Here is a 26,989-nt window from a genome sequence, read left to right on the forward strand (position 1 = left end):
CACAGACACTCCCCGAAACGAAAGAACCCAGGCGATGCGAGGCACGGCCTGGGTTCCTTGTTGTTGCGGTCTATGCCCGGAGCGCTATGCCGGCTTCTGGCTCGCCTCCACCGCCGGCACCGCCGGCTGCGGCTTCTTCTTCTCGCGCCCGCCGATCAGCTTGTAGAACAGCGGGATGAAGAAGATGGCGATGAACGTCGCCGCCAGCATGCCGCCGATGACGCCGGTGCCGATCGAATGGCGGCTGGCCGAACCGGCGCCCGTCGAGATCGCCAGCGGAACCACGCCGAGGATGAAGGCAAGCGACGTCATGACGATCGGGCGGAAGCGCAGCCGCGCCGCCTCGAGCGCCGCGTCGAAGGCGCTCATGCCTTCCTCGCGCTTGATCACCGCGAACTCGACGATCAGGATCGCGTTCTTCGCGGCAAGGCCGATCAGCGTCACCAGGCCGATCTGGAAGTAGACGTCGTTGCTGAGCCCGCGCAGCCAGATCGCCAGGAAGGCGCCGAACAGGGCGAACGGCACCGCCAGGATGACCGCGAAGGGCAGCGACCAGCGCTCATACTGGGCGGCGAGGATCAGGAACACCATGACGATGCCGAAGATCAACGCCTGCGAACCGGTGCCGCCGGTGGCGATTTCCTGGTAGGCCGAACCGGTCCAGGCGACCGTGTAGTCGGCCGGCAGCGCTTCCGCCGCGACCGCGCGGATGGCGGCGAGCGCCTGGCCCGACGAATAGCCGGGGGCCGGGTTGCCCATCACCTTGGCGGCCGGGAAGTTGTTGAACCGCTCCAGCAGGTCCGGACCGATCATGCGCTCGACGGTGACGAGCGTGTCGAGCGGGATCATGTTGCCGCTTTCGGCGCGGACGAAGACCTGCCTCAGGTCGTCCGTCTTCTCGCGGAAATTGGCCTCCGACTGCAGCTTGACCTGGAAATTGCGGCCATAGAGCGTGAAGTCGTTGACGTAGAGGCTGCCGAACGTCGCCTGCATGGTGGCGAAGATCGAGGTCAGCGGTACGCCGAGGGCCTTGGCCTTGTCGCGGTCGACATTGAACTTGTACTGCGGGACGTTGGTCGTCAGCGTGGTGCGGACACCGGCGAGTTCGGGCCGCTTCGCCGCGGCATCGACGAGCGCCTGCGTGGCGACGACGAGCTTGTCGGTGCCCGAGCCGCCGCGGTCCTGGATGTAGAGCTCGAAACCGCCGGTCGTGCTGAGGCCCTGGATCGGCGGCGGGTTGAAGGCTAGAACCATGCCGTCCTGGATGCCGGCATTCACGCCGATGATCTGGCCGGGCATGGCGCGGGCGTCGAGTTCGGGAGACTTCCGCTCGGACCAGTCCTTCAGCTTGATGAAGCCGGCGCCGGCGCTGGGCGACTGCGCTCCGGCCAGCAGGTCGAAGCCCGAGAAGGCGAGCATGGTTTCGACGGCGGGCAGCTTCGAGACGTTGTCGTTCACCGTCGACATCACGTCGGCGGTGCGCGTCAGCGCGGCGGCCGGCGGCAGGATGCCGACGACCATCAGCACGCCCTGGTCCTCGTCCGGCACGAGCGCGCCGGGGATCTTCGTCGCCAGATGGACGGTGGCGCCGATCATGACCGCGAACAGGGCGACAGCGACCAGGGCGCGCTTCAGGAAGAAGCGGACGCCGGCCGTATAGCCGCGGGTGATCCTGTCGAAGCCGCGGTTGAACCAGCGGAATGGGGCCCAGGGCTCGTGATGGCCGGGCTTCAGGATCGCCGCGCAGAGCGCCGGTGTCAGCGTCAGTGCGACGATGCCGGAAATGGTCACCGAAACGGCGATGGTGATGGCGAACTGCCGGTACATCTCGCCCGCGAGGCCGCCCATGAAGGCGACGGGCACGAACACCGAGACCAGCACCAGCACGATGGCGATGACGGGGCCCGTCACTTCGCTCATCGCCTTGATGGTCGCCTCGCGCGGCGGCAGCTTCTCCGTCGTCATGATGCGCTCGACGTTCTCGAGCACGACGATGGCGTCGTCGACGACGATGCCGATGGCGAGCACCAGGCCGAACAGCGTCAGGAGGTTGATCGAGAAGCCGAGCAGATACATGCCGGCGAAGGTGCCGAGGATCGAGACCGGCACCGCGATCAACGGTATGAGCGTCGCCCGCCAGTTCTGCAGGAAGATGAAGACGACGACGCTGACCAGGAGCAGCGCTTCGATGAAGGTCTTGATCACCTCGTGGATCGACTGATCGACGAACAGCGTCGTGTCGTAGGGGATCGAGTAGCTGACGCCTTCCGGCATCCGCGTGGCGATTTCGTCCAGCTTTTCCTTCACCAGCGCGATCGTGTTGAGCGCGTTGGCGCCCGGCTGCAGATAGATGCCGATCGGAACGGTCGGCTGGCCCTTCAGGATGGCCTTGAAGCCATAGTCCTGCGCGCCGAGATCGATGCGCGCGACGTCCCGCAGGCGCAGGGTTGCGCCGTTGGGGTCGGAGCGCAGGATGATGTTGCCGAAGGCCTCTGGATCGGACAGTCGCCCGTCCGTCGTCACGGCGTAGGAGAAGACGAGTTCGCCCGCGGTCGGCGGATCACCGACGCGGCCAGCGGCGTATTGCTGGTTCTGCTCGCGGATGGCGGTGGCGACGTCGTCCGTCGTCAGTCCGAACTGCGCCAGCTTGTCCGGCCGGAGCCAGACGCGCATCGCGTAGTTCTCGCGGCTGAACAGGTTCGCCTGGCCGACGCCCGGAATGCGCTTCAATTCGTCGATGACGTTGAGTAGCGCGTAGTTGGCGAGATAGACGGAATCGTATTGCGGATTGTCGGAAGCCAGCGCGGCCACCGCCAGGATCGAGCTCGACTGCTTGTTGACGGTGACGCCGAGGCGCTGGACTTCCGTCGGCAGCGCCGAGACGGCGCGCTGCACGCGGTTGTTGACGTTGATGGTCGCCTGGTCGGCGTCGGTGCCAGTGGCGAAGGTCACGGTCAGCTGCATCGAGCCGGAGCTCGAATTAACCGACTGCATGTAGAGCATGTCCTCGACGCCGTTGATCTGTTCTTCGAGCGGGGCGGCGACGGTCTGCGTCAGCACTTCCGCGCTGGCGCCGGGATAGGTGGCGCTGACGACCACCTGCGGCGGCGTCAGTTCGGGATACTGGGCGATCGGCAGGGCGCGCATGGCGAGGACGCCGGCGAGCACGATGATGATCGAAATGACGGCCGCGAAGACCGGCCTGTCGACGAAGAAGCGGTTCATTACGGCTGCGCCTGCGTGTTCTGGGCCGTCGCTTTGCTCGGCGCGACGGGGGCGCCGGCGCGCACCTTGATGACGCCGGATGTGACGATCTGGTCGCCGGACTTCAGGCCGTCGAGCGCGATCCAGCCGCCGTCGACCGACTGGCCGAGCGTGACGGGCGTGATCGCGGCGACATTCTCCGCGTCGATCGTGTAGACGAAGGTGCCCTGCGGGCCCTGCATCACGGCGATCTCGGGCACGACGATCGCGGAATCGAGCTTCATGCCAGAGAGGGTGATGCGGACGAACTGGCCGGGGATCAGTGCCAGATCCGGATTGTCAAAGACCGCGCGCGAGCGGATCGTGCCGGTCTGCACGTCGATGCTGGCCGAGGTGAAGTCGATCTCGCCCGTCCGGTCATATTGGGTGCCGTCGCCGAAGGTAAGGCTGGCGGTCAGCTTGACGTCGGCGTCGGACTTGTCGCCGCCGGTGAGCTGGCGCATCGCAGGGGCGTTGGCGTCGGCGACGGAGAAGTTGACATAGACCGGGTCGAGCTGGGTGATCGTCGTCAGCAGGCTATCGGCGCTGCCGACGCCGACGAGGCTGCCTTCCGGCACGACGTCGAGGCTGGTGATGCCGTCGATCGGCGCGCGCACGGTCGCATAGTCGAGATTGATCTGGGCCGATTGCAGCTGCGCCTTGGCAGCGGCCACCGAGGCTTCCGCGAGCTCGACCGCCGAAACCGCGTCATCGCGCGACTTCTGCGAGCCGACCTTGCGATCGAACAGCTCAACGGCGCGGGTCTGGTCGCGCGTGGCCTGGGCCAGTTGCGCCTCGGCGGTCTGCAACTGCGCCTTCGCCTTGGCGACCTCGGCCTCATAGGTCATGGGATCGACGCGGAAGAGCACGTCGCCGGCCTTGACGCGGGCGCCCTCGACATAGGTGCGCTCCTTGAGGATGCCACCAACCTGGGCGCGGACCTGCACCTCGCGGAAGGCCGCGATACGGCCGGAATAGGTATAGCTCAGCGGGACTTCGCGGGCTTGAAGAGTGGTGATTTCGACGCTGGGCGGCGGCGGCGCGGCCGGCGCCTGAGCCAGGGAAATCGCCGGAACTGTCAGCAGGCTGGAGCCCATCAGGAGGATTGCGAGGGATCGACGGGCGACGAAGGGCAATCGCATGCTATTGCACCGCAAATAAGAGAAGACTGGATTTATTGTTGCACGGTATATATACAAACACTCATGTATGTAAAGGGAGCGGGGACCGTGCGGCGAACAAAATCTGAATCTGAGGAAACTCGGCAACGCATTCTGGACGCGGCGGAAACCGTGTTCCTCGACGTCGGCGTATCCCGCGCCTCGCTGGAGCGGATCGCAACGGAAGCCGGCGTTACACGGGGGGCGATCTACTGGCATTTCGCCAATAAAAAGGAGCTGCTGGAGGCGATCATCGGTCGCGTCCACGGCCGGCATCAGGCGGTGGTGGCCCGCACATTCGAGGGCGGCGCCGAGCCTTTGCAGAAGGTGCTGGATTGGGCGCTCGAGGTGATCGAGGCGTTCGCCACCGAGGAGCACACGCGCAAGGTCTACACGATCATCGTCACGCGCTGCGAATATGTCGGCGAGATGCAGCAGGCCCGGCGCCTGCAGCAAACGATGCACGACACCATGGCGGCGAACTTCCAGAGCGCTTTCGAGGCGGCCGAGGCGGCCGGTCAGCTGGCCGAGGGCTGGAACGCGGCCTCGGCCTCGATCACCCTGCAGTGCTTCATGTCCGGACTGCTGGACAATTGGCTTCGGTATGATTTCGATGCCGATGTCGCCAAGAAGCTGCGGGCCGGACTGGCGAGCCTCATGGCGAGCTTCCGCGCCGGGGCAGGCCTAGCCGCTCTGGCTTCCGTGAGCCCGGACGAAGGGGGCGGCACAACCTGAAGGTGCCGCCCCTGATGTATATTGACGTAAGGTAATGTGCGGGATATTTTGAAATTTGGAGTATCTTTGGCTGCTTTACCGGGGGTGGAATCTATCCTTGCAGTCACGCCGTTTCGCTGAGGGGTTGAGCGGCGGCATTCTCGTGAATATCCAAGGCAATCCGAGCATTCAGGACGGTACTTGTTTCGAGCGAGGCGGTGTCCGGGTGGAATGTCGTGTGCGAATTCAGTCGGAAAGCAACTGGCGACCGATCGCCCACCACACCAAGATGCTGACGGCGATCAATCCGGCGTAGACGGCCGTGCGCAGCAATGCCCTGCCGATCACGCCGGGTTCGAGCGGCGCCGCTCTGGGGTCACGTCCCTCGGAAGTTTTAGGGCCGAAGGCCGGCTTATCGGCGGTCATCAGGCGCATTCCAGCATTGGCGGGGCGAATCGGGGAAGCATTTCAGACGACGTGCCAGATGAGACTTGGCAAGCAGGCCTTGTCAATTCCTCTGCGCGAGGGGGGCGAAAATGGGATCTCCATCAATTCGGGTGACGAACACCGAGCCCGGTGTGCGACCGCCCGTTTCGGGCGATGTCGATCTACGCTCGGTGCCGCGCGGCTATCCGCTCAAGCGGATCATCGACATCGGCATTGCGGGCTTTGCCATCCTCCTCCTGCTGCCGGTCGGCGTGATCATCGCCCTGTTGGTCGCAACGAGCGGTGGTCCCGTCTTCTATGTTGCCGACCGACGCGGCGCTGGCGGCCGTATCTTCCGGATGTACAAGTTCCGCACCATGGTTCCGGGCGCCGACGCCGTTCTTGACGCCTATCTGCAGGGCGATCTGGAAGCGCGCCGCCAATACATGCGAACCTACAAGATCAAGGACGACCCGCGGATCACCGTGATGGGCGGGTTCCTGCGGCGGTTCAGTCTGGACGAGCTGCCGCAGCTGATCAACGTCGTGCGCGGCGACATGAGTCTCGTCGGCCCGCGTCCCCGGGGCGAGGTCGAATTCGCGGCCATGTCGGGCGATCGCCTGTTCGCGGCCTACTATCTTTGCCGTCCGGGCATGACCGGGCCTTGGCAGGTTTCGGGGCGGTCGGGGACGGACTACCAGACGCGCCTCGAACTCGATGCCGATTATGCGAGGGAGCTGAGCCTCGGTGGCGATCTGCTCATTCTCGCCAAGACGGTGCCTGTCGCCCTAGTCGGCACCGGGGCCTACTGAGCCGCTGGTTCCGGCACCGCGTCAACGCTTCTCCAGCAGCGCCTCGTAGAGCCTGGCATGCGCGGCCGAGCCGATGCTGCGCAGGTATCGTTCGGCCACCAGCCGGCGTCCGTTCTGCGCGAGGCGGGCGTAGAGTTCCGTGTCGTCCAAAATCTCCCGGATCGCCGCCGCATAGTCGTTCGGGTCGAAGCCGTCGATCAGGCGGCCATGCTCGCCATCGGTCAGGATCTCGCGGGTGCCGCCAATCTTGGAGGCAATCACCGGCACTCCGAGATGCAGCGCCTCGATCGGGGCGATCGGCAGGCCCTCCCAGAGCGACGGCAGCACGAGCAGCCGCGCCGATCGAAGCGCCCGCAGCACCTCGCGGCGCGGCAGCGCGCCAACCCAGGTGATCCGGTCGCGCGCCGGGCTCGTGGCGATGCGGGCGCGCAGGGAGGCTTCCAGCGGGCCGCCTGCGATCATCAGCAGCCGGATGCCGGTTCCGGCGAGGCTCTCCAGGATGTCGACCATGAAGAGCGGGTTCTTCTGCGGATGGGCGCGGCCGGCGAAGATCAGATCAAAACGCTCGGCGCCGGGCTCCATTTCGACGAAATCGGCGGGGTCGATGCCGTTTAGAATGCTGGAGGCCTTCGGTGCCGTCCGGGCCAGGATGGCTTCGCGGTCGGCGCGATCCCGGTCGCCTTCCGAGACGAAGATCACCGCGTCGGCCCGCGCCGCGATGTGGCGCTCGGCGAGGCGGCCGAGCCAGCGCAGCGGTAGCATCTTGTTAGCATGGTGGTAGCCGTGCACGGTGTAGACGAGCGGCGCCGCGGCTGGAGACCCAAGGCCGGCCAGGGGCAGGCCGGCACGCGCGCCGTGGGCATGCACGATATCCGGTTGGAACCGCTCGATCTGCTTGGCGAGGCGGGGGCGCAGGCGCGGGTCCAGCCGCGCGGTGAAGAAGTCGAGTGCCGCCGTCCGGATGCCCTCCTGTTCGGCGCGCTCGAGGAGCGCCGATCCCGGCGCCGTCACCAGCGAGACGTCGAAGGCGCCGGTCGCGAGCAGGTCCCGGCAGAGACCGAGCACAGCGGTGCTGCCGCCACCGGGGCTGCCGTCGGGCAGGACGTGCAGGATGTGCCGCCGCCGGCTCATGTCGTTGTCTCGGCGATCGCCGCATCGGGCTGACGGTGCCGAGCAAGGGCGACAATGCGGCTGGTGAGGAGCAGCAGCGCCGTCGCGATCATGGCGAGCGCCGTGCCGGTCAGGCCGAAGGCGCCGATCAGCCACAGGCTAAGGGCGACCGAGGCGACGCCGCCGCCGATATTGATGATGGCGAGCGCACGATCCCGGCCGAGGCTGTACAGCCCGTAATTCACCGCGTCGGCCAGCAGGCGGATGATCATGGCGATCAGCATCAGGCCGAGCAGGGGGCCGTTGATCGGCGTTGCGGGCCCGAGCAGCCATGGCAGGCCGACGAGGGCGGCGGCCCAAACGAGGCTGGCCAGCACGACGGCCGCGACGAGAACCCGGGCGGCCATCGAAGTCAGAGCGCGCCGCCAGCTTTCCACGCCGCCGTCGCGCCAGGCGGTGACCAGGGCAGGCAGAGACACCTGCACGATGGCGGCCGAGACGAGGACGTGCAGGGCATTGGCGATCGACCAGTGCAGGACGAAGACGCCGGCGGCGCCGAGATCGAGTTTGGCGTTGACGATATAGCGATCGAGATAGGTCATGCCGACAAGGGCGAGGTCGTTCAGATAGATCAGCCATCCGCCCCGGATGCGGCGGCCGATCCAGCCGGCGTCGAGCGGGGACCGGAGGATGGCGGCGAGCGGCCAGCCGCGCAGGACGATCCAAAGGCCGGCTACATTGGCGGCGAGCGCCGCCAGCCAGCAGAGAAGCACGAAATCGAGCGTTCTCAGCGCCGGAAAGGCGATGCCGAGTAGCGCCGCCGGCACGACCCAGGCGCCGGAGCGGATCAGGAGCAGAAAATTGGCGGCGAGCGGCTTGCCGACGCTGATCAGGGCGATGTGCAGATCGAAGGCGAAGGCTTCCAGCGCCAGGATCGCGGCGATCACCGGCAGCGGACCCGGCGATGTCACCAGGCCGGCGAATATCAGCGCGCCACAGGCGGCGCCCGCTACCGCCAGGCTGAAGAGGGTCAGGATCAGTCGGTCGCGCACCCGCCGCCCGGCCTCGAGACGGGGCAGGCCGACGATCTCGCGGCCGAGGAAATAGGTGACGCCCCATCCGAGCATCACCGGCGTCAGGCCCGCCGCGCCCTGGATCAGGCCGAACTGCCCGACCGCGTCGATGCCGAGATAGCGGGCGAGATAGATAAGGAGAGCCAGGCGCATGGCGAGGCCCATGCCGCGGATCGCCAGATTGGCGGTCGGCGCGAACAGGGGATGCCGGCCGATGGCCCGTTGCTCCGGCAGGCCGGATGAGCCTCCTTGCCGGTGCCGGGGGCCGGTCAATTCGGCTGGCCGGCGCCGAGGCCAGCGCGGCTCGCCTCGCCCGGCCGGGCCGGGCCGGCGATCTGGCATTCGAGTGTGGCGACGAGGATCGTCCAGTCCAGCGCGGCCGCCGCGGCGCGCCCGGCGTCGGCATGGCGGTGCCACAGGTCGAGCGCTGCCTCCGCCGCCTCTGCCAGGGCAAGCGGCTCTGGCCGGGCAACCGCTCCGCAGCCGGCGGCGCGGACGATGTCCTTGGCGCCATTGCCGGGATCATCGGTGGTGACGACCGGCAGCCCGCTCGCCATCGCCTCGGCGACGACGCGGGGAAATCCCTCGCGCTGGCTGGTCAGCATCAGCAGGGCATGCTCGGCCAGCAGCCGGATCTTGTCGTCGTCCGAAACGGCGCCGAGAAGGTCGATCGCGGCGCGGGCCGGCGAGGCGTCGATCCGCTGGCGGAGCTCGGCCAGCGCCGGGCCGTCGCCGGCGATGGTCAGCCGGTCAGGATAGCCGCGCTCCCGCAGGCATTCGAAGGCCGAGACGAGCAGCGGCAGGTTCTTGTGGGCGGTGATGCGGCCGAGCGACAGGATACCCCGGCGCAGCTGGCCGGGCGGTGCGCGATAGGCCTTGAGATCGAGGCCACTCGGCAGCACGAAGACGGGACGACCGGAGGTTCGGCTGATCGCCGTCGCCACGCTATCGCTGATGGCGGCGTTGTGCGCCGTGGCACATGGCAGGAGGCGCTGGATCGCGGCATGGAAGCGGTCGCTGCGAACCTCGCACCAATGCAGCACGGCGCGTTGGCGCAACGCGCCCGGCAAGGTCACCGCGTGCAGCAGCGGCCATTGATTGAGGATGACGAGGTCATAGTCGGCTTGCTGCAGGCGGCGCCGGGTCCAGAGCGCGTAGCGCAAGATGGCCGGCCAGCTCCGCCGCATCCAGGCGCGCGGCGGCGACGTATAGCGCGGCGCGACCGGGTGGCGGTGAACCCGGACGCCGTCCTGCTCTTCTTCTCCAGCGAGCCCGGCCGCATGGGCGACGCAGAACAAGTCGACCTCGTGGCCGCGCGCGGCGAGCGCCCGGCCGAGGCCGGCGAAGAACAGCTCCTGTCCGCCGAGGCTCGGCGGATACAGCTCGGTCAGGAGCGCGACGCGCATCAGCCGACGCCGGCCGGCTCGGCCGCTCTCCGAAGTAGATGCGGGCCGAAATCCGGTTCCTGCCAGAGATCGCGCAGGCCGTCGTCGAGTGTGCGGGCGGGCTGCCAGCCGAAGCGCTTGCGGATCCTGGAGATATCGGCGGCGAGAAAAGGCCGGTCGACGGCGCGGCTGCGTTCGGGATCGCGCGTGACCTCGAAATCAAAGCCGGCGATCGCCCGCATCTTCTCGAGGATCTCGGCGACCGAATGGCAGTGCGAGGTGCCGAGATTGACGGGAAGCCATGTGCCGGGCGCCACCGCGCCGCCAAACGCCAGGGCGGCGAGGCCGGCGGCCGCGTCGTCGACATGGATATAGTCGCGCCTCGGCCAGAGATTGCCGAGTTGGACCTGCCGGCGCCCGGCCTTCAGCTGGCTGACGATCTCCGGCACCAGATGCGGGTTGGTCTCGCCGGGGCCGACGACGTTGAACAGCCGGACGGCGATCCCCACCAGGTTCCGGGCTGCGGCGAAATGGGCGAGATATTGCTCGGCCTGCAGTTTGGTGAGGCCGTAGAGGTCGGTCGGCCCCAGCGCCGAGCGTTCCTCTACATGCGGGCGCGCGTCGGGGCGGTAGACGGCGCCGCTGCTGGCCAGAAGGAAGCGGCAGCCGGTCGGCGCCGTCCGCAACAGATTTACCGTGCCGGAAAGGTTCACGGCCAGCGCCCCGAGCGGATCGCGGTCGCATTCCGGAATGAAGTGGATGGCGGCGAGATGGAGGATGATCTCGGGCATGAAGGTGTCGATGGCATGGGCCACGACGGCGGCGTCCCGGATGTCGCCGCGCAGCAGCGTCATCTGTGCCTGTTCGGCGACGCTGAAACGCTGCGCGCCGAAATGGAGCGTGTCGAGGACGAGCAGGTCGTGCTCCGGCGCTAGCAGGCGCACCAGCGCCCTGCCGACAAAGCCCGAACCGCCCGTCACCAGAATCCGGCTGCGACGGCTTGCCATTGAGCTCCCCCCGGAGGCTCAACCCGGCCGATCGACCTGCGTCGCCGGCGTGGCTTTCATTTCAAGGCTGGCTGCGTATTCGCGACGAATGCCTCGATCGCTCTCCCCCACTTTCGATGCCGCAGACATGTTGATCAAGGCCGGATTTCTTTAGCACGAGGCTGGGATTTTCCCTAGTCCGGCCGGAATACCCGGTCGCCGAAGCTGAATCCGGAACAGGGCTCCGATCGCGACAGGGCGGCCGGTCGCGCCGAAGACCCGCTTCGCCAGTGAACAGTTCAGACGAATTATTTATATAACCTTATTGTGTATTCCTTTGCGGAATGCACCCAGGAATTGCTGCGGCGCGAGCAGAGCGACAGCAGGGCGGCACAATCGGCAGCGATGGCCGAGTCGAGACTTTCACGCCGGAAGTCGCGGAATGCGGCGATTATTCGGTGTCTTGTCGGCAATGTCGGCGGATTCTTGATTTAGTTGTGGAGATATTGTGGCGGGCCGGTTTTGATGCATTGCATTCAAACTCTGGCTGTGTCCTCGCGACAACAGTAATTCGGTCGGGCTGTGATATAGCTAGCTCACGTTCTTAACTGGAGCCCCCCGCCAATGAACCTTCTTCGTATCTCCGCTCTCGCGTCCGCCTCGCTGCTCGCTCTGGGCGTCACCGCCCAGGCCGCCGACCTGACCTACGAGCCCGCCCCGGTCGTCGAGGCTGCCCCGGCTGCCTTCAACTGGACCGGCTTCTACCTCGGCGTGCACGCCGGCGCTGCCATCGTTGACGGCGACTACTCGGTTGTTGGCACGGACATCGGTGGCGACAACGCTACCGGCTTCATCGGTGGCGTCCAGGCTGGCTACAACTGGCAGTTCGACAACATCGTGATCGGCGCCCAGACGGACTTCGCCTACACCTCGGCCAAGATCTCGTCTTGGGACAACACTGCGACCGCTGGCAGCTCGGCTGAGAACAAGCTCGAGTGGCTCGGTTCGACGACGGGTCGCGTCGGCTACGCCTTCGACAACCTGCTCGTCTACGGCAAGGGCGGTGTCGCCTACGGCCAGTCGAAGATCGACGTCAACACCCCGGTCGGCTCCATCGATGACTCGAAGTGGCATGTTGGCTGGACGGCTGGCGTTGGCGCTGAATACGCCTTCACGCAGAACATCACCGGCCTGATCGAGTACAACTATGTCGACCTCGGCTCGGAAGACTACTTCGACAACGCCGTCAATGCCGACCTGACGACGAACGTCATCAAGGCTGGCCTGAACTACAAGTTCTGATCCGCTTTTCTCGGATCGGTTACGGAAAGGCGGCCCATCGGGCCGCCTTTTTTCGTTTCCAAGACCACAGGGGTCGCGCTTGCGTGGCCCCTTTTTCGTTGAACGCCACCCGTCGCATTTCGACGCGAGGGTGCTTGTCAGGCGGCGGATCGTCTCGTAAAAGCGTTATGTTATAACATAACATATGGAGCATCCGATGCGGATCCAACGTCTTCTCCTCGTCTCGACCCTTCTCGGTCTCGGCACCGTCGCCGCCTCCGCGCATGGCATCTGGACGGCGGAGCGCTGGGGCGAGACCGGCATCGTCTACGGCCATGGCGCCGAGGACGGGGCCTATGAGCCGGCGAAGGTCAAGCAGGTGAGGGCGGTCGACAAGGAAGGCAAGCCGGTCGAGGCCAAGATCGCCGGCCGCAAGGGCGGTGCCGTGGTCGAGGCGGCCGATGAAGCGGTCATCCTGCTCGTCGATTTCGCCAACGGCATCTATTCGAAGGGCGCCGACGGCCAATGGGTGAACAAGCCGAAGCGCGAGGTTCCCGGCGCCACCGAGGCCGGCGACAACTGGAAGCACAACGTCACCATCCGCCATCTGCATGGCGATGCGCTGCCGGAACTGCCGCCGCAGAAGCTGCAGATCGTGCCGCTGGCGAACCCGACCGAGCTGGCCGCCGGCGCCTTGTTCAAGGTCCGGGTTCTCTTTGACGGCAAGCCGCTCGCGGGTGCCGCCATCACGCCGGACTATGTCAACGCGTCCGAGGCGACCCTCGGCAAGACCGATGCGGACGGCGTCGCCGAGGTGCTGATCCGCAATCTCGGGCTCAACGTGATCGCGGTCTCGCATTCCGTGCCGCTCGCCGATACGCGCGATGCCGACAAGGCGAACCATTTCGCCACGCTCTCCTTCGTCAACGAGCCGCACCACGAACATTGAGGTGCCGGTGGCCGGGGCGGGGTGTCCCGGCCACTTTCGACGAACGCTTCATCACACGGATGCCCTTCATGCCCGCCATCGACGCCGACGGCCGCCTGCCCGTCACCGTGCTTTCCGGCTTTCTCGGCGCCGGCAAGACGACGCTGCTCAACCATATTCTCAACAATCGCGAGGGACGGCGCGTCGTCGTCATCGTCAACGACATGAGCGAGGTGAACATCGACGCGGCGCTGGTGCGCGACGGCGGCGCCGATCTGTCGCGAACCGAGGAGCGGCTGGTCGAGATGTCGAATGGCTGCATCTGCTGCACGCTCCGCGACGATCTCCTGGCCGAAGTCCGCCGGTTGGCGGCGGAGGGCCGGTTCGATTATCTGCTGATCGAAGGCACCGGCATCGCCGAGCCACTGCCGATCGCCGCGACGTTCTCGTTTCGCGACGAAGCGGACGTGTCGCTCGCCGACGTGGCGCGCCTCGACACCATGGTCACGGTCGTCGATGCGGTGAACCTGCTGCGGGACTATTCCAGCCCCGACTTCCTGCGCGATCGCGGCGAGACGGCTGGCGAGGGCGACGAGCGGACACTCGTCGATCTCCTCGTCGAGCAGATCGAGTTCGCTGATGTCATTGTGGTCAACAAGGCCGACGATGTCCCGGCCGAGCAGCGCGACCTGGTCGCCACCATCGTGCGGGCCCTTAATCCGGATGCGAGGATCGTCTTTGCCGCTTTCGGTCAAGTCGCGATCGACACCGTGCTCGGCACCGGCCTGTTCGATCCGGACAGGGCCGAGGAGCATCCGCTCTGGTTCAAGGAGCTGAACGGCTTCCGCGACCATGTGCCGGAGACAGAAGAGTACGGCATTTCGAGCTTCGTCTACCGGGCGCGGAGACCCTTTCACCCGGCCCGATTTCAGGCGTTTCTCGATGCGGGCTGGCCGGGGCTTATCCGGGCGAAGGGCCTGTTCTGGCTGGCGACGCGGCCGCAATGGGTGGGCGACATGAGCCTTGCCGGCGCGATCTGCCGAACCGGGCCGATGGGCTTCTGGTGGGCGGCGGTGCCGCGGGAGCACTGGCCGGACGATGCAGAATGGAGCGCGCGGCTGCGGCGCAACTGGGCTCCGGTCTTCGGCGATCGCCGGCAGGAGCTGGTGTTCATCGGCACGGGCTTCGACGAAATGGCGATGCGGGCGGCGCTCGACGCCGCGCTCGTCGGCCCGGCCGATCCCGCCCGTTTCGACCTTTCGGCCTTCCGCGATCTCGAGGATCCGTTTCCCGCCTGGCGGCGCGACCGGGCGGCCTGAACGGTGCGGTTCCCCAATCCCTTCGCGCCGCGCGAACCATCGCAGAACGCGGAGGCCGCGGCCCGCATCAAGGCGTGGACCCGGACGGCGCTCGGCCTCGACGAGGCGACGCGCGTCCTGGTGCACGAGATAGCCTGCGCGCGGCCAGGATGTGCGCCGCGCGAAACCGTGGTGCTGGTGGTGCCGGCCGAGGCGCCGCCGTTCCGGATCGCCCTGCACAAGTCGATGCGGGATCTGACCGAGGCCGAACTCGCCAGGGTCTGGCGGGCCCGGTCTTCGGCGATCGACGGGGAAGGGCCGCCCGGCGACGGGCGGCCGGCTTCGTCGGACTAGATGCTCTCGGGCGGCGTGGCGGACGCCGTCTGGCTCTGGTTGCTGTCGAGGACGACGACCTTCGAACCGGCGGGAACGCGGTTGTAGAGGTCGAGGATGTCCTGGTTCATCAGCCGGATGCAGCCGGACGAGACGGCCTGGCCGATCGACCAAGGCTGGTTGGTCCCATGGATGCGGTAGAGCGTGTCCTGGCCGTTGTTGAACAGATACAGCGCGCGGGCGCCGAGCGGATTTTCCGGGCCGCTCTCCATGCCGTTCGCCCATTTGGCGTTGCGCTCGGGGTCGCGCTTAATCATGTCCTGCGTCGGCGTCCAGCGCGGCCATTCGCGCTTGTACTGGACGGTCGCCGCGCCGGTGAATTCGAGGCCGGCCTTGCCGACGCCGACGCCGTAGCGCATCGCCTGGCCGTTTTCCTGGACGAGATAGAGGAAGCGGTTGGCCGGATCGACGACGATGGTGCCGGGCTGCTCGCCGGTCGGGTCCTTGACGACCTGGCGCATGTAGCGCGGCTTCAGGTGCTTCAGGTCGACGGCCGGAATCGGGAACTTGTCGTCATCGACCGCCGCGTAGCGGCTGACGGTGGCCGGGTCGAGACGCGGCGGCGCCTCGGCGACCGGGCCGGTGGTGGCGCAGGCGGTCACGACCGGCAGGAGCAGCAACAGGGCGGGGATGTTCAGTCGGCGCGCCAGGCGCGACGGTTGGGGGGAAAGCGACATGGCGCTTCTTTCTGCTGGGATGGGCATGGGCGAAGGAGGATGGACTTCGATTATTCGGCCTGACGCGCGCGGGCGTCGGCGACGACCTGCTTGAAGCCGGCATAATCGAGCGTGGTGGTGCGGAACGGCCCGACCAGATAGGTCGGCGTTCCGGTCAGTCCCAGCGAATCCGCCTGGGCGAGATTGCGCTGGAGGAGGGCGGTGATCTTCGGGCCGTGGGCGTCGAGATCGGCTTCCAGGCGGGTCATGTCGATGCCGGCGGCCTTCATGGCCTTGAGCATGGACTGCTGGTCCGCCTTGCGGCCGGAGATCCCCATCAAGGCGTGATGGGCCTTCTCGTAGCCGCCCTGGTACTTGGCGCCGAGCGCCAGCTGGGCGCCGAGAATGGAGGACTCGCTGAGGATCGGCCAGTCCTTGTAGACAAGGCGGATCTTGCCGTCTTCCTTGACGACGCGCTCGAGGTCCGGCGCCGACTTCTTGCAGTAGATGCAGTTGTAGTCGAGATAGGCGACGATGGTGACGTCGCCCTTCGGATTGCCGCCGACCGGGGCCTCGGGATCGTTGAGGATCGCATTGACGTCAACCTGCTGCGCCCAGGCTGGGCTGGCCAGCAACGGGGTGACGGCAAGGGCGGCGGTGCTCAAGGCGATAAAGTCGCGACGGTTCATCATGGTATTCCTTATAGCGATGGGATGAGGCGAAGTTCAGATGCCTGCGCGTCCCAGATTGCTTCCAAACGCCGCAGTCGTGATCGCCCCGATGCTGCGTGTGCCCTCGATCTCGCGGCCGGTCGCCGGGTCGATCAGCAGCATTGTCGGCGGCCCGACGACGTCGAAACGCTGCATCAGCGCCTGCGTGTCCGGGGTGGTTTCGGTGACGTCGGCGACGATCACCGAGGCGCGGGCGAGGCGGGCCACGATCGCCGGATCGCGGAACACGGTGCGGTCATGCGTCTTGCAGACCGTGCACCATTCGGCCGTGAAGGAGACGAAGATCGGCTGGCCCTGCTGGCGGGCGCCGGCGATGGCGGCGTCCATGGCGGCCGGCGAATTGACGCGGATCGCGGTCTCGGCCGCGATCGCCGCCGGTGCCGCCCGGCCTTCGGTCAGGAAGGCGAGCGGGCGCAACGGGTCGCTGGCGCCGGCGCTGGCGCCGATGATCAGCACCGCGCCATAGACGAGCGCGGCGAAGCCGAGCGTCTTGCGCGGGTGGTCCAGGAAGGGGCGGACCGGCTCCGATGGTGTGGCGGCGGTGAAGGCGACGCCGGTGCCGATCGCCAGCAGCGCCCAGAGCGCGAGCGTGAGTGAACCGGGCATGACGCGGCCGGCCATCTCGATGGCAAGCCCGAGGAAGACGATGCCGAAGATCCCCTTGATGCGGCCGAGCCACGGGCCGGCGCGCGGCAGGATCCGGGCGCCGAAGGTGCCAACGGCGATCAGCGGCAGCCCCATGCCGAGGCCGAGCGCGAACAGTGCGCCGGCGCCGCGCCCGACATCGCCGGTCTGCGACACATAGAGAAGGGCGACGGCGAGCGGCGGCGTCACGCAGGGGCCGACGATCAGCGCCGATCCGAAGCCGAGCAGGGCGGCGCCGGCCAGCGAGCCGCCGGAGCCGGCCGTGGCCGGCTGGAGGAAACGCCCGAGGAAGGCCGGCGCCTGCAATTCGTAGAGGCCGAACATCGACAGGGCGAGCGCGACGAGGACGACGCTCATCAGGCCGAGCGCCCAGGGCGTCTGCAGTGCCGCCTGCAGGTTCTGGCCGGACCAGGCCGCGACGACGCCGAGCAGCGCATAGGCTGCCGCCATCGCCAGCACGTAGGCGAGCGACAGCGAGAAGCCGCGCCGCGCCGACGTTCCCGCGCCGGAGCGGGCGATGATCCCGGAAAGGATCGGGATCATCGGGAAGACGCAGGGCGTCAGGGCCAGCAGCAGGCCGAAGCCTAGAAAGGCGGCGATCATCATGGCCGGATTGCCGGCCATCAGCGAACTGGCGGTCGCCGGCGTCGCGATATCGGGCATGGCCGTCGCGATCGGGGCGCTCGCGGCAGCGGAGGCCGCCGGCTCGTCCTCGGCGACGATTGCGGCCGCGTCGAGCTTCGGCATGGCCAGGCTGAGCGCCGGACCAGCGGCGCTGACCGCGAGCGTCGCGAGGTCGACGGTCCTGTGGGTTGGCGGATAGCAGATGCCGGCTTCGGCGCAGCCCTGGAAGGTGACGGTCAGGGACGGACCGGTGCCGAGATCCGCCGCCGCAATGCGCGCCTCGGCCTTGCCGTAATAGACCTCAGTCGGGCCGAAATTCGGATCGTCCTTCATCTCGCCGGCCGGCGTCACGGCGACGAGCGTCGCGCCGCCCGCGTCGCGGACGCCGATTTTGTCGCGATAGAGATAATTGCCGTCGGCGATGGTCCAGGCGAGACGGAGATCCCCGCCGGCGTCGCGGCTGGCGGCGAGATTGAATATGGCGTCGGCGCGCGGCGGCGATTGCGCGCCGGCGGGCAGGGCGGCTAGGACGATCAGCGCGGCGAGCGCCAGCACGCGCAGGACGGCGCGCCGGATCGACGGGAAAGGCAACTGGCAGGGGTTCACGATATTCGTCATGGACCCACCCATCTGAATTCCACCTTAAGGCAGCCTTAAGCTGGCAAGGCAAGATCGGGGCAAAGGAGACACAATGCGCATTCTGGTGGTCGAGGATGATCCGATCCTGGCGGACGGGCTGAAGGTCGGGCTGGGGCTCGCCGGCGCCACGGCCGATCTGGTCGGCAGCTGCGGGGACGCACGCTCGGCCCTGGCGGCGCATGACTTCGACGCCGTCGTGCTCGACGTGATGCTGCCGGATGGCTCCGGCCTCGAGGTGCTCAAGGAAATGCGCGGCGCGGGCGATCGTACCCCGGTGCTGCTCTTGACCGCGCTCGACGAGGTTTCCGATCGCATCCGCGGGCTGGATGGCGGCGCCGACGACTATCTGAGCAAGCCCTTCGACCTCGACGAGCTGGCGGCCCGGATCCGTGCCATCGCGCGCCGTGCCAGCGGGCGGGCGGCGCCGCTACTGGTGGCGGGCGATCTGGTGCTCGATCCGGCCTCGATGTCGGCCGCGCAGGACGGGGCGGAGATCCCGCTGTCGCGGCGCGAATTCGCGGTGCTGTCGCTGCTGATGGAGCGGCCGGGCATCATCCGCTCCAAGGGCGAGATCGAGGATCGCCTCTATGGCTGGCACGAGGAAGTCGAGAGCAACGCGGTGGAAGTGCATGTCCATAATCTCAGGGCCAAGATCGGCCGCACCGCCATCGAGACCGTGCGCGGCCTCGGCTACCGGATGAGGGATGCGGGATGATCTCGCTTCGCCGCCGCCTCTTCCTCATCCTGCTGGTCGCGACCGGGGTGATCTGGCTCTCCGCCGTCGCCTGGATCTATCAGGTCAGTCGCGCCGAGGTGGAGCATGTGCTGGACACGCGTCTGCAGGAGGCGGCGCGCATGGTGGATTCGCTCGTTGCCGGGCATATGCCGGCCTCGCCGGCCGAGCCCGTCGTCATTCCGGGCGGCGAGACGTCCAGCTATGAGCGCCAGCTTTCCTGTCAGATCTGGTCACTCGATGGCCGGCTGATCGCGCGCTCTTCCGGCGCGCCGGACGAGCAGCTCGCCGGCCCGGCTCCTGGCTTCTCGGAGCGCGTGGTCGATGGCGAGCGCTGGCGGATCTTCACGGTCGACGATGCCGCCAAGGGCGTCCGCGTCATGGTCGGCGACCGGCTCGGCCTGCGCGACCAGCTGATCGCCGATCTGATCAAGGGCCTGCTGTGGCCGACGCTGCTGGTCGCCCCACTGCTGGGACTGCTAATCTGGGTCAGCCTCGGACGGGGACTGCGACCGCTCGGCGATATCACGACGGCGCTGAAGGCGCGCGATGCCGAGGATATGCGCCCGATCGACGCCGGCCACGCGCCGGCGGAGATCCGGCCGCTCGCCGACGCGCTCAATACGTTGTTCGCCAAGGTCGAGGCGGCGCGCCAGCAGGAGCGGGAGGTGACGGCCTTCGCCGCGCATGAGCTGAAGACGCCGCTCGCCGGTCTGAAGACGCAGACGCAGATCGCGCTGGCTGCGTCCGACGAAGAGATCCGCAACGGCGCGCTGCGCCAGATCCTCTCCTCCGTCGATCGGACGACGCGTCTGGTGCGCCAGCTGCTGGTGCTGGCCAAGCTCGATGCCGGCTCCCTGACGATGCCGGTCACGCCCGTCAGCCTCGGCGACATCATCGACGAGATCTGTGCCATCAGCGGACCGACGCCTGCCTGCCGGATCGTCGTCGATCCGCTGCTCTATGACCGGCGGGTGCCGACCGACCGCGAGATCCTGACGATCGCGCTGCGCAATCTGCATGAGAACGCGGTCCAGCACAGCCCCGCCGGCGGCACCATCAGCTGGCGCTTCACGCCGGACGGTTTCGGGGTCGTGGTCGAGGACGAGGGGCCGGGGGTCGATGCGGACGAACTCCCGCATGTGCGCCAGCGCTTCTATCGCGGCCGCAGCCGCAGCCCGGTCGGCAGCGGGCTCGGCCTCGCCATCGTCGAGGTCGCGTCGGCCCGAATCGGCTGGAGCCTGCATCTGGAAAACCGTGCCGAGGGGCGTGGCTTCCGGGCAGAGCTTCGCCGGGTCGGAAACGCCATTCCGGCCTGAGCCAGCGGCGGCCGCCGAGCCCAAGGAAGGCTCATTTGGCGTTTACCACCGCTCTGAACTGAATGTTAATCCACAGTCCGCTAGGTTTCCCGCTCGGAATGACCGCTGTCTTGTCAGCGGGTTATGATCCGCGTTGCGAAGGCGGCTGGCGGTCCCTGGCGGACCTCTCGCACACTTGAGAAGAGGAAGCCGGCGCGGCCATGAACGACGTCTCGCATGACATCGGAAAAGCCAATGGGGCATCCGGCGATGCCGGTCCCTGGCCGATGGCGTTCGCCATTCTGGTGAAGACGCTCCGGCGCTGGATCTGGATCATCCTGGCGGCTGGAATCGTCTTCGGCCTTCTGGCCGTGGTCGCCAAGTCGCTGATGCCGCAGCGCTATACGGCGACAGCGCAGTTCCTGCTCGATCCGCGCGGCCTGCCGATCTTCCCGGGCGATCTCTCGGTCGCCCAGTTCGACGCCAACAGCCAGATCGGCGTGGTCGAGAGCCAGATGCGGATCATCACCTCCGAGCGGGTGCTCTCCAAGGTCCTCGCCGACGAGGCTCTGATGGACGCGCTGATGCCGCGCGACGGCGGCGAGGGTACCGCGCCAGCGGATCCGATGCCGCTGCGCCCCAGCCTCGACGTCAGCGGCAACAAGGCCGCGGCGCTGACCGTCCTGCAGCGCGCGATCTCCGTGCAGCGGGCCGAGCGCAGCTTCGTCATCGACGTCACGGCGACGGCGCGCACGCCGGTTCTGGCGGCCGAACTCGCCAATGCCGTGGTCAAGGCCTATCTCGAGGAAGACGCAGCCAATCGCGGCGAGGCGGCCAAGCGCCTCACCGATGAACTGACCGGCCGCCTGGAGACGCTGCGCCAGCGCCTGCGCGATTCCGAGGCCAAGGCCAACAGCTTCCGTATCGAAAGCGGCCTGATCAGCACGGGCGACCGCCTGGTCGTCGAGCAGAAGCTCGCCGAGGCCGTCACCGAACTGAGCGCGGCGCAGCTGCGGCTCGATCAGGCGACGTCGCGGGCGGCGCAGCTCGATTCCGCCCAGCGCGATCTCGGCATGCTCGGCGCCAATGACGACATGCGTTCGCTGACGCCGCTGATCGAACGGCAGAACGCGGCGCGCGAGAATATCGCGGTGCTGGCGGCGCGCCTCGGCGATCGCCATCCGGCGTTGAGCGAGGCCCGCGATCGCCTCGAAGAGATCGGCCGGCGCATCGACGTCGAGCTCGGCTGGATCAAGCAGGCGGCGCAGGCCGATCTGGAGCGGGCGCGGACGACGCAGCAGGCACTGTCGCGCTCGGTCGCCACGTTCTCCGACCAGGTTGCCAAGACGCAGCAGGCGAAGCTCGAAATGCGGGCGTTGGAGCAGGAAGTCGAAACCAACAGGACGCTGCTGGAATCCTTCAAGACGCGTGCCCTGCAGGTCGGCGAGTTCGGTCGCATCGATCCCGGCGCGGTCCGCATCGTCTCGGTGGCGCAGCCGCCGCCGGAACGTCGAGGGCTCAAGGGCCTGGTGCTCTGGGGCGCGTTCGGCGCCGTCATGGGCATGATCCTCGCCGCCGCGTTCGCCACCTTCAAGGCCATGCTGTCCATCGGCGCCGCGATGTCTCGCGGCGCTGCCTCGGCCGGCGCCCGCCCGCACGCGACGCGGGAGCGTGCCGCGTCCGAGGGGGTGGCATTGCCATCCTGAGCCGATGATCCGCTCCATCGCCCATTCGACCCTCGCGGCACCGGTATGAAACCGGCGAGATCCCCGCGCCTGCTTGGCTGGATCGGTTGGGCCGGCGCCGACGCGATGGGCCGGCTGGCGCTGCTGACCGGCAGCACGATCATCCTGTCACGCATGCTGACGCCGCACGATTTCGGCATCAGCGCGCTGGTACTGACCATCGTCGCCGTGGCGTCGGTCTGTGTCGGCGCTCCGTTCGAGGAGGCGCTGGCGCAAAGGCGGTCGCTGCGGCGGTCGCATCTCGGTGCCGCGCTCGCCCTGTCCTGGCTGGTCGGCCTCGTCCTGCTCGTGCTTTCGGTGGCCGGCGGCTATTGGCTCGGCCATCTCTATGGCGAGCCGCAGATGCGGACCCTGCTGCCGGTCGCCATGCTGTCGGTCTTCTTCAGCGGCCATTCCGACATTGCGACGGCGCTGGCGCGCCGGCTGCACCGCTTCAACGATGTCGCGATGGCGACGCTCGCAGGGCATGCGATTGGCATCGCGCTGGCGCTTGCCATCGCCTTTGCCGGCGGCGGGGTCTGGGCGCTGATCGCCCAGCGCCTGCTCGTCGTCGTCGCCCGCGCCTTCATCCTGCAATGGCGGCTGGGCTTCCTGATCCTGCCGCGCTGGTCGATGTCGCATCTCGGCCATATCGGCCGGTTCGCCCGCATCTCCTTCTTCGACCGGCTGGCCGACAACCTGACCTATCTCGCCTTCAACAACATCGTCGGCATGCTCTACGGCGTCACCGTGCTCGGCTATGTCAACATGGCGATGCGGCTGATCGAACCGATTCGCGGCGCCATCATCGCCACCTCGCACAATCTCGCCTTCTCCTATTTCGCCGGCGCGAGCGACCATCCCGTCCGCCTGCGCGAGCGGGTCGAGCCCGTCGTCGCCAATGCCGCCTTCGTCATCGCGCCGCTCTTCGCCGGCCTTGCTGCCGTGACCCCGATCCTGCTGCCGATCGTCGCCGGTCCCGGCTGGGACGGCGCGATCAACATCGCCATCTGCCTCGCTGCCGGCGCGGCGATCGTGCTGCCGGCGCGGCTGGTCTATACGGCGCTCTCCGCCAGCGCCCGGCCGGAATTCAGCCTGATCGGCGCTTTGGCGAGCTTCGGCTCCACGCTCGTCATCCTCGTCGCCGCGAGCCCGCTCGGGCCGATCAGCGTCGGCGTATCTCGCTTCGTCGGCGACAGCGTCCAGGCCGGCTTCGCCATCAGCTTGCAGTCGCGCCATCTCGCCTGGTCGCGCTTCGAGCGCCTCGGCTCCCTGCTGCCGGCATGGTTCCTCTCCGGCGCCATGGGTCTGGTCGTCGCCGGCGCCGGGTACGGGCTTGCCGGCATCAACCGTCCGCTGGCGCTCCTGCTGTCGGTGGCGCTCGGCGTCGCCGTCTATGCCGGGCTGCTCGCTGTCTTCGCCCGGCCCGCTCTGCGCAACCTGCTGGCCGTCGTGCGTCCCGGCCGGCGGACCGGAACCATCAAGCTGGAATCCTGACCATGTCCGCCTCGTCTCCGCGCGATCGCGCTGTCCTCGTCACCGGTGCCGCCGGTTTCATCGGTCAGGTGGTGACGCGCGACCTGGCAGCGGCCGGCTTCGCGGTACGGGCCGGAACGCGTCGGAACGCCGCCCCGCTGCCGGAGGGCGCCGTCGCCATGCGCTGCGACCTGGCCGATCCGGCCGCGACGCGCGCCGCCGTCGCCGGCACCAGCGTCGTCGTCCATGCGGCCTATGGCGATTCGGCCTCGATGGTCGCCGAATGCCGCGTCCTGCTCGCGGCGATGAGCGCGGCCAAGGTGCCCTGCCTGATCTATTTCAGCTCGATCGCCGTTTATGGCGAGCGGACGGGCGTGGTCGACGAGACGATGCCGGCGGCTGGCGCGCCGGGCGGCTATGGTGACGCCAAGATCGCCTGCGAGGCCTTCGTGCGCGCCTGGGCGCAGGATCCGGCCGCGCCGGAGCGCCGGGTTCTGATCCTGCGGCCGGGCATCGTCTATGGCACCGGCAGCGTGTTCTGGACGGACAAGCTGGCCGAGCGAATCCGGGCTCGCGCCTGGGGCCATTTCGGCCCGTCCGGCGCCGGCCCGGCGGCGCTGGTGCATGTCGATGACATCGGCGAACTGGTGGCGACCGCCGCGCGCTGGCTGGCGCTGGTGCCGTCCGAATGGCCGCCGGTAACGGCGCTCAATGTGGTCGGCCCGGAAACGCCGAGCTGGAACGACTATTTCGCGGCCCTGGCGAAGCGGATTGGCGTGCCGTTGCGGCCGCTCGGCGGTGTGAGGCTGTCGCTCCGCCAGGCACTCGCCGTGCCGGGCAAGGTCGCGCGCAAGCTGCGGCTGCCGCTGTTCCGTCGCGCCGCGCTGGCGCCGACCCGACCCGAGATGGCGATCTTCGCGCGGGACGTGCGCTACGACACGACGGCGATCCGCGCGCGCGGGCTGGCGCCGCGCACCGGTCTGGCGGAAGGCCTTGCCCGCACCACTTTCAAGCCGACGCGCTGACGCCTCAGGCGAAAGCGAAACGACGCGCCGAGCGCGCGGGCAGGTCTATCTGCCAGCCGTTATCGACCTGGCGGGCGCCCGCGTCGAGGCCGATCGCCTGGGGGTGGGCGTCATCGAAACCGAACGCGGCGACGAGCGGCCGGGCGCCGCCGGTCTCGAAGCTCACATCGATCGTCGCGGCGGCGTCCGATTTGTTGATCACGACGAGATGCAGGCCCGTCTGGCCGGTCGCGCCGGCGGCATAGGCGACCAGGTCCGCGCCGCCGCCCGCGATCGTAACCTCGAGCGATTGATCGCCGAAGCGTTGTCCGCCGGCGTCGGCCGCGCGATAGAGCCGGTAGGCCTCTCCGAGCCAGCCCTCAAGACTGCCCCAATGGCTGGCGAAGACGACGTCGTGGCGGCCGAACCGGCCGAGCACGTCGGCCAGCGCAAGGCCGGAGGCGAGTTGGCCGGCGCCGCCATAGTTGAACTCGGTGATCGCGAGCGCCGTGCCTGGGAAGGTCGCGGCGATGATGGCCTCGAGGCTAGGCAGCAGCGGCAGGCCGAGCTGGGCCTCGCCCGAAAATGCCGGCAGGGCGCGCGGCACCCAGCTTTCCTCCCGGAAACCGGGCTCGGTCAGCGTGCGGGGCGCCTCGAGCAGCGCCGCCGCCAGCGCCGGATTCTCGGTACGGAACAGGTCGCCGGAATTGCTGTAGGGGTACCAGTGCACGTCCAGCGCGTCGAGCAGGCGGATGCCGTCCTGCTCCGAGGCCTGGCGGAAGGCGTCGAGATAGGCGGCGACGAAGCTGCCGTGATGGCGGTAGTCGTTCCAGTCCGGCGCATCCTGGAAGCTCGCCATCTCGGTAGCGCCCCAGCTCACCGGGCCAAAGACGAGGGCGGCCGGGTCGGCGCGCTTGATGGCGCGCGCGGCCGCCAGCGAGCGCTCGAGGAAGGCGCGGATCGTCGGCTTGCCGGCGACGATGCGCGGGTGGGTCTCGAACCAGAGCCCCGGTTCGTTGTCGAGTGCATAGGCGTAGATGCCGCGCTCGCTGTCCGCGCCGCCATAGGTCTCGACCAGGCGCGCGAGCAGCTGCGGGATATCGGCGACGGCCGGCACGATCGGGTCGCCGGCCTTCGTGCCGGCTGTCCACTGGATCGGCACGAAGCGCGGCGAGGGCGCGGCGGCCTCAGGCGGTACGGGGCCGTCGAAATCGGCGGCGACGGAACCGGCGAGCGGCACGGTGACGAGGCTCTTGGCGCCCATGGCCAGCGAGGCCTCGTGCATCGCCTCGATCAGCAGGGCGGGCTTGGTCCATTCCGTCTTCGGCAGGCCCAGCGCGTCGAGCAGGAACGGGCCGTTGGCGTGCTGGTAGTCCTTGCCGGCATTGGCGGCGTTGTTGACCCAATTGTAGGTCGTCATCAGATTGCCGCCGAGCCGGCGCGCCGTGACACCGGCGGCGCGGTCGAGTTCGGCGGAGGGCGCGCCGCCATCCATCGTGCCGATCTCGTTGGAGCCGTAGATTAACGGGCTGATCGGCCGGCCCGGTCCGCCGTCCGCGACGCGCAGGCTCCACTTTGCGCCGGACTGCGCCATCGCGGGGAGACCGCCGAGGGCGAGACCGCCGGCAGCTAGGCCGGCGCCGAGTACGGCGCGGCGGGTGGGGCGGCGATTCACGAAACGAGACCCGAGCCGTAGAGGGCAGGGCGGCTGCGCATCCACAGCAGCTTGCCGAGCCCGCCATGGAGCTTGACCCGCGCCTTCTCGGCGCGGATCGGATCGATCGGCGTGAAGACGAGCGCTGTCAGGCCGTGCAGCACGATCTGGATCGCGCCGGCCGCCATCCAGAAGCCGATGCGCGTCCATTCGACCGGGCGCGCCTTCCAGTGGGTGAGGACGCGGATCTGGCCCGAGAGGAACTTGCGCTTGCGCACATAGGCCCAGTTCAGCCGTCGTTCCGGCACCCATTCCGTCACGATGCCGCCTGCCGACCAGGCAAAGCGCTTGCCTTCCTCGACCAACCGCTTCAGCAGCAGCGTATCCTCGCCGCCGATCTCGTTCATGCTGGTGTCGAAGGGCTGCTCGAGGGCGAGGCAGGCCGCGCGGTTGAACATCGAATTGTTGGTGCCGAGATAGGCGGCGCGCGCGGTGATGTCGGCGCCGTCCGGCAGATCGAGCCAGCGCGAAAAATACGGCGCGAGCGGTCCGATCGGCTTGTCGTCTTCCGCCTCGGCGCCCACCGGTCCGAACACCGCCGCGGCGCCGCTCCGTCGCGCGGTCGCGACATGGCTGGCGAGCCAGTTCGGCGCGGCTTCCTCGTCGTCGTCCAGAAACGCGACCCAATCGCCCTGCGCCGCCGCGACGCCGGCATTGCGGGCATTGGCGACGCCGGGAACCGGGGCGGAGATATAGCGGACGACAGGCCCGTCGTTCGCCGCGATCGCCTCGACCCCGGCGCGGGCATTGCCGTCGCACGAATTGTCGATGATCAGGATCTCGATCTCGAGATCGTCCAGATCCGTCTGTGCACGGGCGCTGGCGATGGCGCGTTTCAGGGCCTTCGGCCGGTTCAGGGTCGGGATGACGATGGAAACGCTGCCCACCAGAAACGTCTCCTGTAAATGGGCAACACCGCCAGGGACGCTGGACGCG

General features: G+C 68.0%; 23 protein-coding genes. 11 read left to right on the forward strand and 12 right to left on the reverse strand.

All coding sequences use genetic code 11. The features are described 5' to 3' along the window. Positions 1–84: 84 nt before the first annotated feature. Both G342_RS0104145 and G342_RS0104150 read right to left on the reverse strand, forming a co-directional pair. Positions 85–3,225 carry an efflux RND transporter permease subunit gene (locus G342_RS0104145; RefSeq protein WP_018181844.1) on the reverse strand — a complete coding sequence of 1,047 codons (3,141 nt, stop codon included), beginning with the start codon at positions 3,223–3,225 and terminating at the stop codon, positions 85–87. Continuing rightward, a complete protein-coding gene (locus G342_RS0104150; RefSeq protein WP_245557215.1) occupies positions 3,225–4,385 on the reverse strand; it encodes an efflux RND transporter periplasmic adaptor subunit in 1,161 nt (386 codons plus the stop codon). The genes G342_RS0104145 and G342_RS0104150 overlap by 1 nt, the downstream gene beginning before the upstream one ends. Positions 4,386–4,448: 63 nt before the next feature. Between G342_RS0104150 and G342_RS26545 the strand changes: the two genes are divergently transcribed. Continuing rightward, a complete protein-coding gene (locus tag G342_RS26545) occupies positions 4,449–5,138 on the forward strand; it encodes a TetR family transcriptional regulator (protein WP_083931076.1) in 690 nt (229 codons plus the stop codon). 225 nt (positions 5,139–5,363) lie between these two features. On the opposite strand, the gene G342_RS0104160 is transcribed toward G342_RS26545, so the two are convergent. After that, on the reverse strand, positions 5,364–5,543 hold the full coding sequence (locus tag G342_RS0104160) for a hypothetical protein (protein ID WP_018181847.1): 180 nt from the start codon (positions 5,541–5,543) through the stop codon (positions 5,364–5,366). A 152-nt stretch (positions 5,544–5,695) separates the two neighbouring features. Between G342_RS0104160 and G342_RS23215 the strand changes: the two genes are divergently transcribed. Beyond that, a complete protein-coding gene (locus G342_RS23215; protein WP_198010741.1) occupies positions 5,696–6,355 on the forward strand; it encodes a sugar transferase in 660 nt (219 codons plus the stop codon). A 21-nt stretch (positions 6,356–6,376) separates the two neighbouring features. Here the strand turns inward: G342_RS23215 and G342_RS0104170 are convergent, their stop codons facing one another. Genes G342_RS0104170 through G342_RS0104185 form a run of 4 tightly spaced genes read right to left on the reverse strand, consistent with a single transcriptional unit; the run spans position 6,377 to position 10,930 of the window. Next, positions 6,377–7,486 carry a glycosyltransferase family 4 protein gene (locus G342_RS0104170; RefSeq protein ID WP_018181849.1) on the reverse strand — a complete coding sequence of 370 codons (1,110 nt, stop codon included), beginning with the start codon at positions 7,484–7,486 and terminating at the stop codon, positions 6,377–6,379. Continuing rightward, positions 7,483–8,811, reverse strand: a complete 1,329-nt coding sequence (locus G342_RS0104175; RefSeq protein ID WP_156830797.1) for a lipopolysaccharide biosynthesis protein — start codon at positions 8,809–8,811, stop codon at positions 7,483–7,485. Before G342_RS0104175 ends, G342_RS0104170 begins: the two co-directional genes overlap by 4 nt. Then, positions 8,808–9,944 carry a glycosyltransferase family 4 protein gene (locus tag G342_RS23220; protein ID WP_018181851.1) on the reverse strand — a complete coding sequence of 379 codons (1,137 nt, stop codon included), beginning with the start codon at positions 9,942–9,944 and terminating at the stop codon, positions 8,808–8,810. Before G342_RS23220 ends, G342_RS0104175 begins: the two co-directional genes overlap by 4 nt. Further along, positions 9,944–10,930 (reverse strand): NAD-dependent epimerase/dehydratase family protein, encoded by a 987-nt coding sequence (locus G342_RS0104185; RefSeq protein WP_018181852.1) that lies wholly within the window; start codon positions 10,928–10,930, stop codon positions 9,944–9,946. The genes G342_RS23220 and G342_RS0104185 overlap by 1 nt, the downstream gene beginning before the upstream one ends. 603 nt (positions 10,931–11,533) lie before the next feature. Between G342_RS0104185 and G342_RS0104190 the strand changes: the two genes are divergently transcribed. The 4 genes from G342_RS0104190 (at position 11,534) to G342_RS25925 (ending at position 14,770) form a co-directional block, all read left to right on the forward strand. Continuing rightward, a complete protein-coding gene (locus G342_RS0104190) occupies positions 11,534–12,211 on the forward strand; it encodes an outer membrane protein (protein ID WP_018181853.1) in 678 nt (225 codons plus the stop codon). Positions 12,212–12,407: 196 nt separating this feature from the next. Continuing rightward, entirely contained in the window at positions 12,408–13,139 is a 732-nt protein-coding gene (locus G342_RS0104195) for a DUF4198 domain-containing protein (RefSeq protein ID WP_026304107.1), read from the forward strand. A 59-nt stretch (positions 13,140–13,198) separates the two neighbouring features. Further along, positions 13,199–14,437, forward strand: a complete 1,239-nt coding sequence (gene zigA / locus G342_RS0104200; protein ID WP_018181855.1) for a zinc metallochaperone GTPase ZigA — start codon at positions 13,199–13,201, stop codon at positions 14,435–14,437. 3 nt (positions 14,438–14,440) lie between these two features. Beyond that, a complete protein-coding gene (locus G342_RS25925) occupies positions 14,441–14,770 on the forward strand; it encodes a hypothetical protein (RefSeq protein ID WP_018181856.1) in 330 nt (109 codons plus the stop codon). Here the strand turns inward: G342_RS25925 and G342_RS0104210 are convergent. Genes G342_RS0104210 through dsbD form a run of 3 tightly spaced genes read right to left on the reverse strand, consistent with a single transcriptional unit; the run spans position 14,767 to position 18,083 of the window. Next, positions 14,767–15,486, reverse strand: coding sequence for a L,D-transpeptidase (locus tag G342_RS0104210; RefSeq protein ID WP_018181857.1), 720 nt, complete (start codon positions 15,484–15,486; stop codon positions 14,767–14,769). The two genes, G342_RS25925 and G342_RS0104210, sit on opposite strands and share 4 nt — an antisense overlap. 50 nt (positions 15,487–15,536) lie before the next feature. Beyond that, complete coding sequence (locus tag G342_RS0104215; RefSeq protein ID WP_026304108.1) at positions 15,537–16,154, reverse strand: DsbA family protein; 618 nt, start codon at positions 16,152–16,154, stop codon at positions 15,537–15,539. A gap of 36 nt (positions 16,155–16,190) precedes the next feature. Then, entirely contained in the window at positions 16,191–18,083 is a 1,893-nt protein-coding gene (dsbD, locus tag G342_RS0104220; protein ID WP_018181859.1) for a protein-disulfide reductase DsbD, read from the reverse strand. Between the two features lie 73 nt (positions 18,084–18,156). Between dsbD and G342_RS0104225 the strand changes: the two genes are divergently transcribed. The 5 genes from G342_RS0104225 (at position 18,157) to G342_RS0104245 (ending at position 24,360) form a co-directional block, all read left to right on the forward strand. Further along, on the forward strand, positions 18,157–18,819 hold the full coding sequence (locus tag G342_RS0104225) for a response regulator transcription factor (protein ID WP_018181860.1): 663 nt from the start codon (positions 18,157–18,159) through the stop codon (positions 18,817–18,819). Next, positions 18,816–20,156 (forward strand): ATP-binding protein, encoded by a 1,341-nt coding sequence (locus G342_RS0104230; protein WP_018181861.1) that lies wholly within the window; start codon positions 18,816–18,818, stop codon positions 20,154–20,156. The genes G342_RS0104225 and G342_RS0104230 overlap by 4 nt, the downstream gene beginning before the upstream one ends. A 200-nt stretch (positions 20,157–20,356) precedes the next feature. Next, positions 20,357–21,841 carry a GumC family protein gene (locus G342_RS0104235; RefSeq protein ID WP_018181862.1) on the forward strand — a complete coding sequence of 495 codons (1,485 nt, stop codon included), beginning with the start codon at positions 20,357–20,359 and terminating at the stop codon, positions 21,839–21,841. 45 nt (positions 21,842–21,886) lie between these two features. After that, positions 21,887–23,356, forward strand: a complete 1,470-nt coding sequence (locus G342_RS0104240) for an oligosaccharide flippase family protein (RefSeq protein WP_156830799.1) — start codon at positions 21,887–21,889, stop codon at positions 23,354–23,356. A 2-nt stretch (positions 23,357–23,358) separates the two neighbouring features. Next, the gene (locus G342_RS0104245; protein ID WP_018181864.1) at positions 23,359–24,360 is read left to right on the forward strand and encodes an NAD-dependent epimerase/dehydratase family protein; all 1,002 of its coding nucleotides are present in this window, start codon (positions 23,359–23,361) and stop codon (positions 24,358–24,360) included. Positions 24,361–24,364: 4 nt separating this feature from the next. Here G342_RS0104245 and G342_RS0104250 read toward each other — a convergent pair whose 3' ends face one another. Both G342_RS0104250 and G342_RS0104255 read right to left on the reverse strand, forming a co-directional pair. Then, on the reverse strand, positions 24,365–26,014 hold the full coding sequence (locus tag G342_RS0104250; RefSeq protein ID WP_018181865.1) for a glycoside hydrolase family 44 protein: 1,650 nt from the start codon (positions 26,012–26,014) through the stop codon (positions 24,365–24,367). Next, positions 26,011–26,940 carry a glycosyltransferase family 2 protein gene (locus tag G342_RS0104255; RefSeq protein WP_018181866.1) on the reverse strand — a complete coding sequence of 310 codons (930 nt, stop codon included), beginning with the start codon at positions 26,938–26,940 and terminating at the stop codon, positions 26,011–26,013. The genes G342_RS0104250 and G342_RS0104255 overlap by 4 nt, the downstream gene beginning before the upstream one ends. Positions 26,941–26,989 lie beyond the last annotated feature (49 nt).

The organism is Kaistia granuli DSM 23481, assembly GCF_000380505.1.
Classification (GTDB): Bacteria; Pseudomonadota; Alphaproteobacteria; order Rhizobiales; family Kaistiaceae; genus Kaistia; species Kaistia granuli.

Coding starts and splice junctions, on each gene's coding strand:
- zigA (WP_018181855.1), top strand. CDS start 13,199: ATGCCCTTCATGCCCGCCATCGACGCCGACGGCCGCCTGCCCGTCACC.
- dsbD (WP_018181859.1), bottom strand. CDS start 18,083: ATGACGAATATCGTGAACCCCTGCCAGTTGCCTTTCCCGTCGATCCGG.
- G342_RS0104190 (WP_018181853.1), top strand. CDS start 11,534: ATGAACCTTCTTCGTATCTCCGCTCTCGCGTCCGCCTCGCTGCTCGCT.
- G342_RS26545 (WP_083931076.1), top strand. CDS start 4,449: ATGTATGTAAAGGGAGCGGGGACCGTGCGGCGAACAAAATCTGAATCT.
- G342_RS0104185 (WP_018181852.1), bottom strand. CDS start 10,930: ATGGCAAGCCGTCGCAGCCGGATTCTGGTGACGGGCGGTTCGGGCTTT.
- G342_RS0104240 (WP_156830799.1), top strand. CDS start 21,887: ATGAAACCGGCGAGATCCCCGCGCCTGCTTGGCTGGATCGGTTGGGCC.
- G342_RS0104195 (WP_026304107.1), top strand. CDS start 12,408: ATGCGGATCCAACGTCTTCTCCTCGTCTCGACCCTTCTCGGTCTCGGC.
- G342_RS0104235 (WP_018181862.1), top strand. CDS start 20,357: ATGAACGACGTCTCGCATGACATCGGAAAAGCCAATGGGGCATCCGGC.
- G342_RS23220 (WP_018181851.1), bottom strand. CDS start 9,944: ATGCGCGTCGCGCTCCTGACCGAGCTGTATCCGCCGAGCCTCGGCGGA.
- G342_RS0104170 (WP_018181849.1), bottom strand. CDS start 7,486: ATGAGCCGGCGGCGGCACATCCTGCACGTCCTGCCCGACGGCAGCCCC.
- G342_RS0104210 (WP_018181857.1), bottom strand. CDS start 15,486: ATGTCGCTTTCCCCCCAACCGTCGCGCCTGGCGCGCCGACTGAACATC.
- G342_RS0104215 (WP_026304108.1), bottom strand. CDS start 16,154: ATGAACCGTCGCGACTTTATCGCCTTGAGCACCGCCGCCCTTGCCGTC.
- G342_RS0104230 (WP_018181861.1), top strand. CDS start 18,816: ATGATCTCGCTTCGCCGCCGCCTCTTCCTCATCCTGCTGGTCGCGACC.
- G342_RS0104160 (WP_018181847.1), bottom strand. CDS start 5,543: ATGACCGCCGATAAGCCGGCCTTCGGCCCTAAAACTTCCGAGGGACGT.
- G342_RS0104225 (WP_018181860.1), top strand. CDS start 18,157: ATGCGCATTCTGGTGGTCGAGGATGATCCGATCCTGGCGGACGGGCTG.
- G342_RS0104150 (WP_245557215.1), bottom strand. CDS start 4,385: ATGCGATTGCCCTTCGTCGCCCGTCGATCCCTCGCAATCCTCCTGATG.
- G342_RS0104145 (WP_018181844.1), bottom strand. CDS start 3,225: ATGAACCGCTTCTTCGTCGACAGGCCGGTCTTCGCGGCCGTCATTTCG.
- G342_RS0104245 (WP_018181864.1), top strand. CDS start 23,359: ATGTCCGCCTCGTCTCCGCGCGATCGCGCTGTCCTCGTCACCGGTGCC.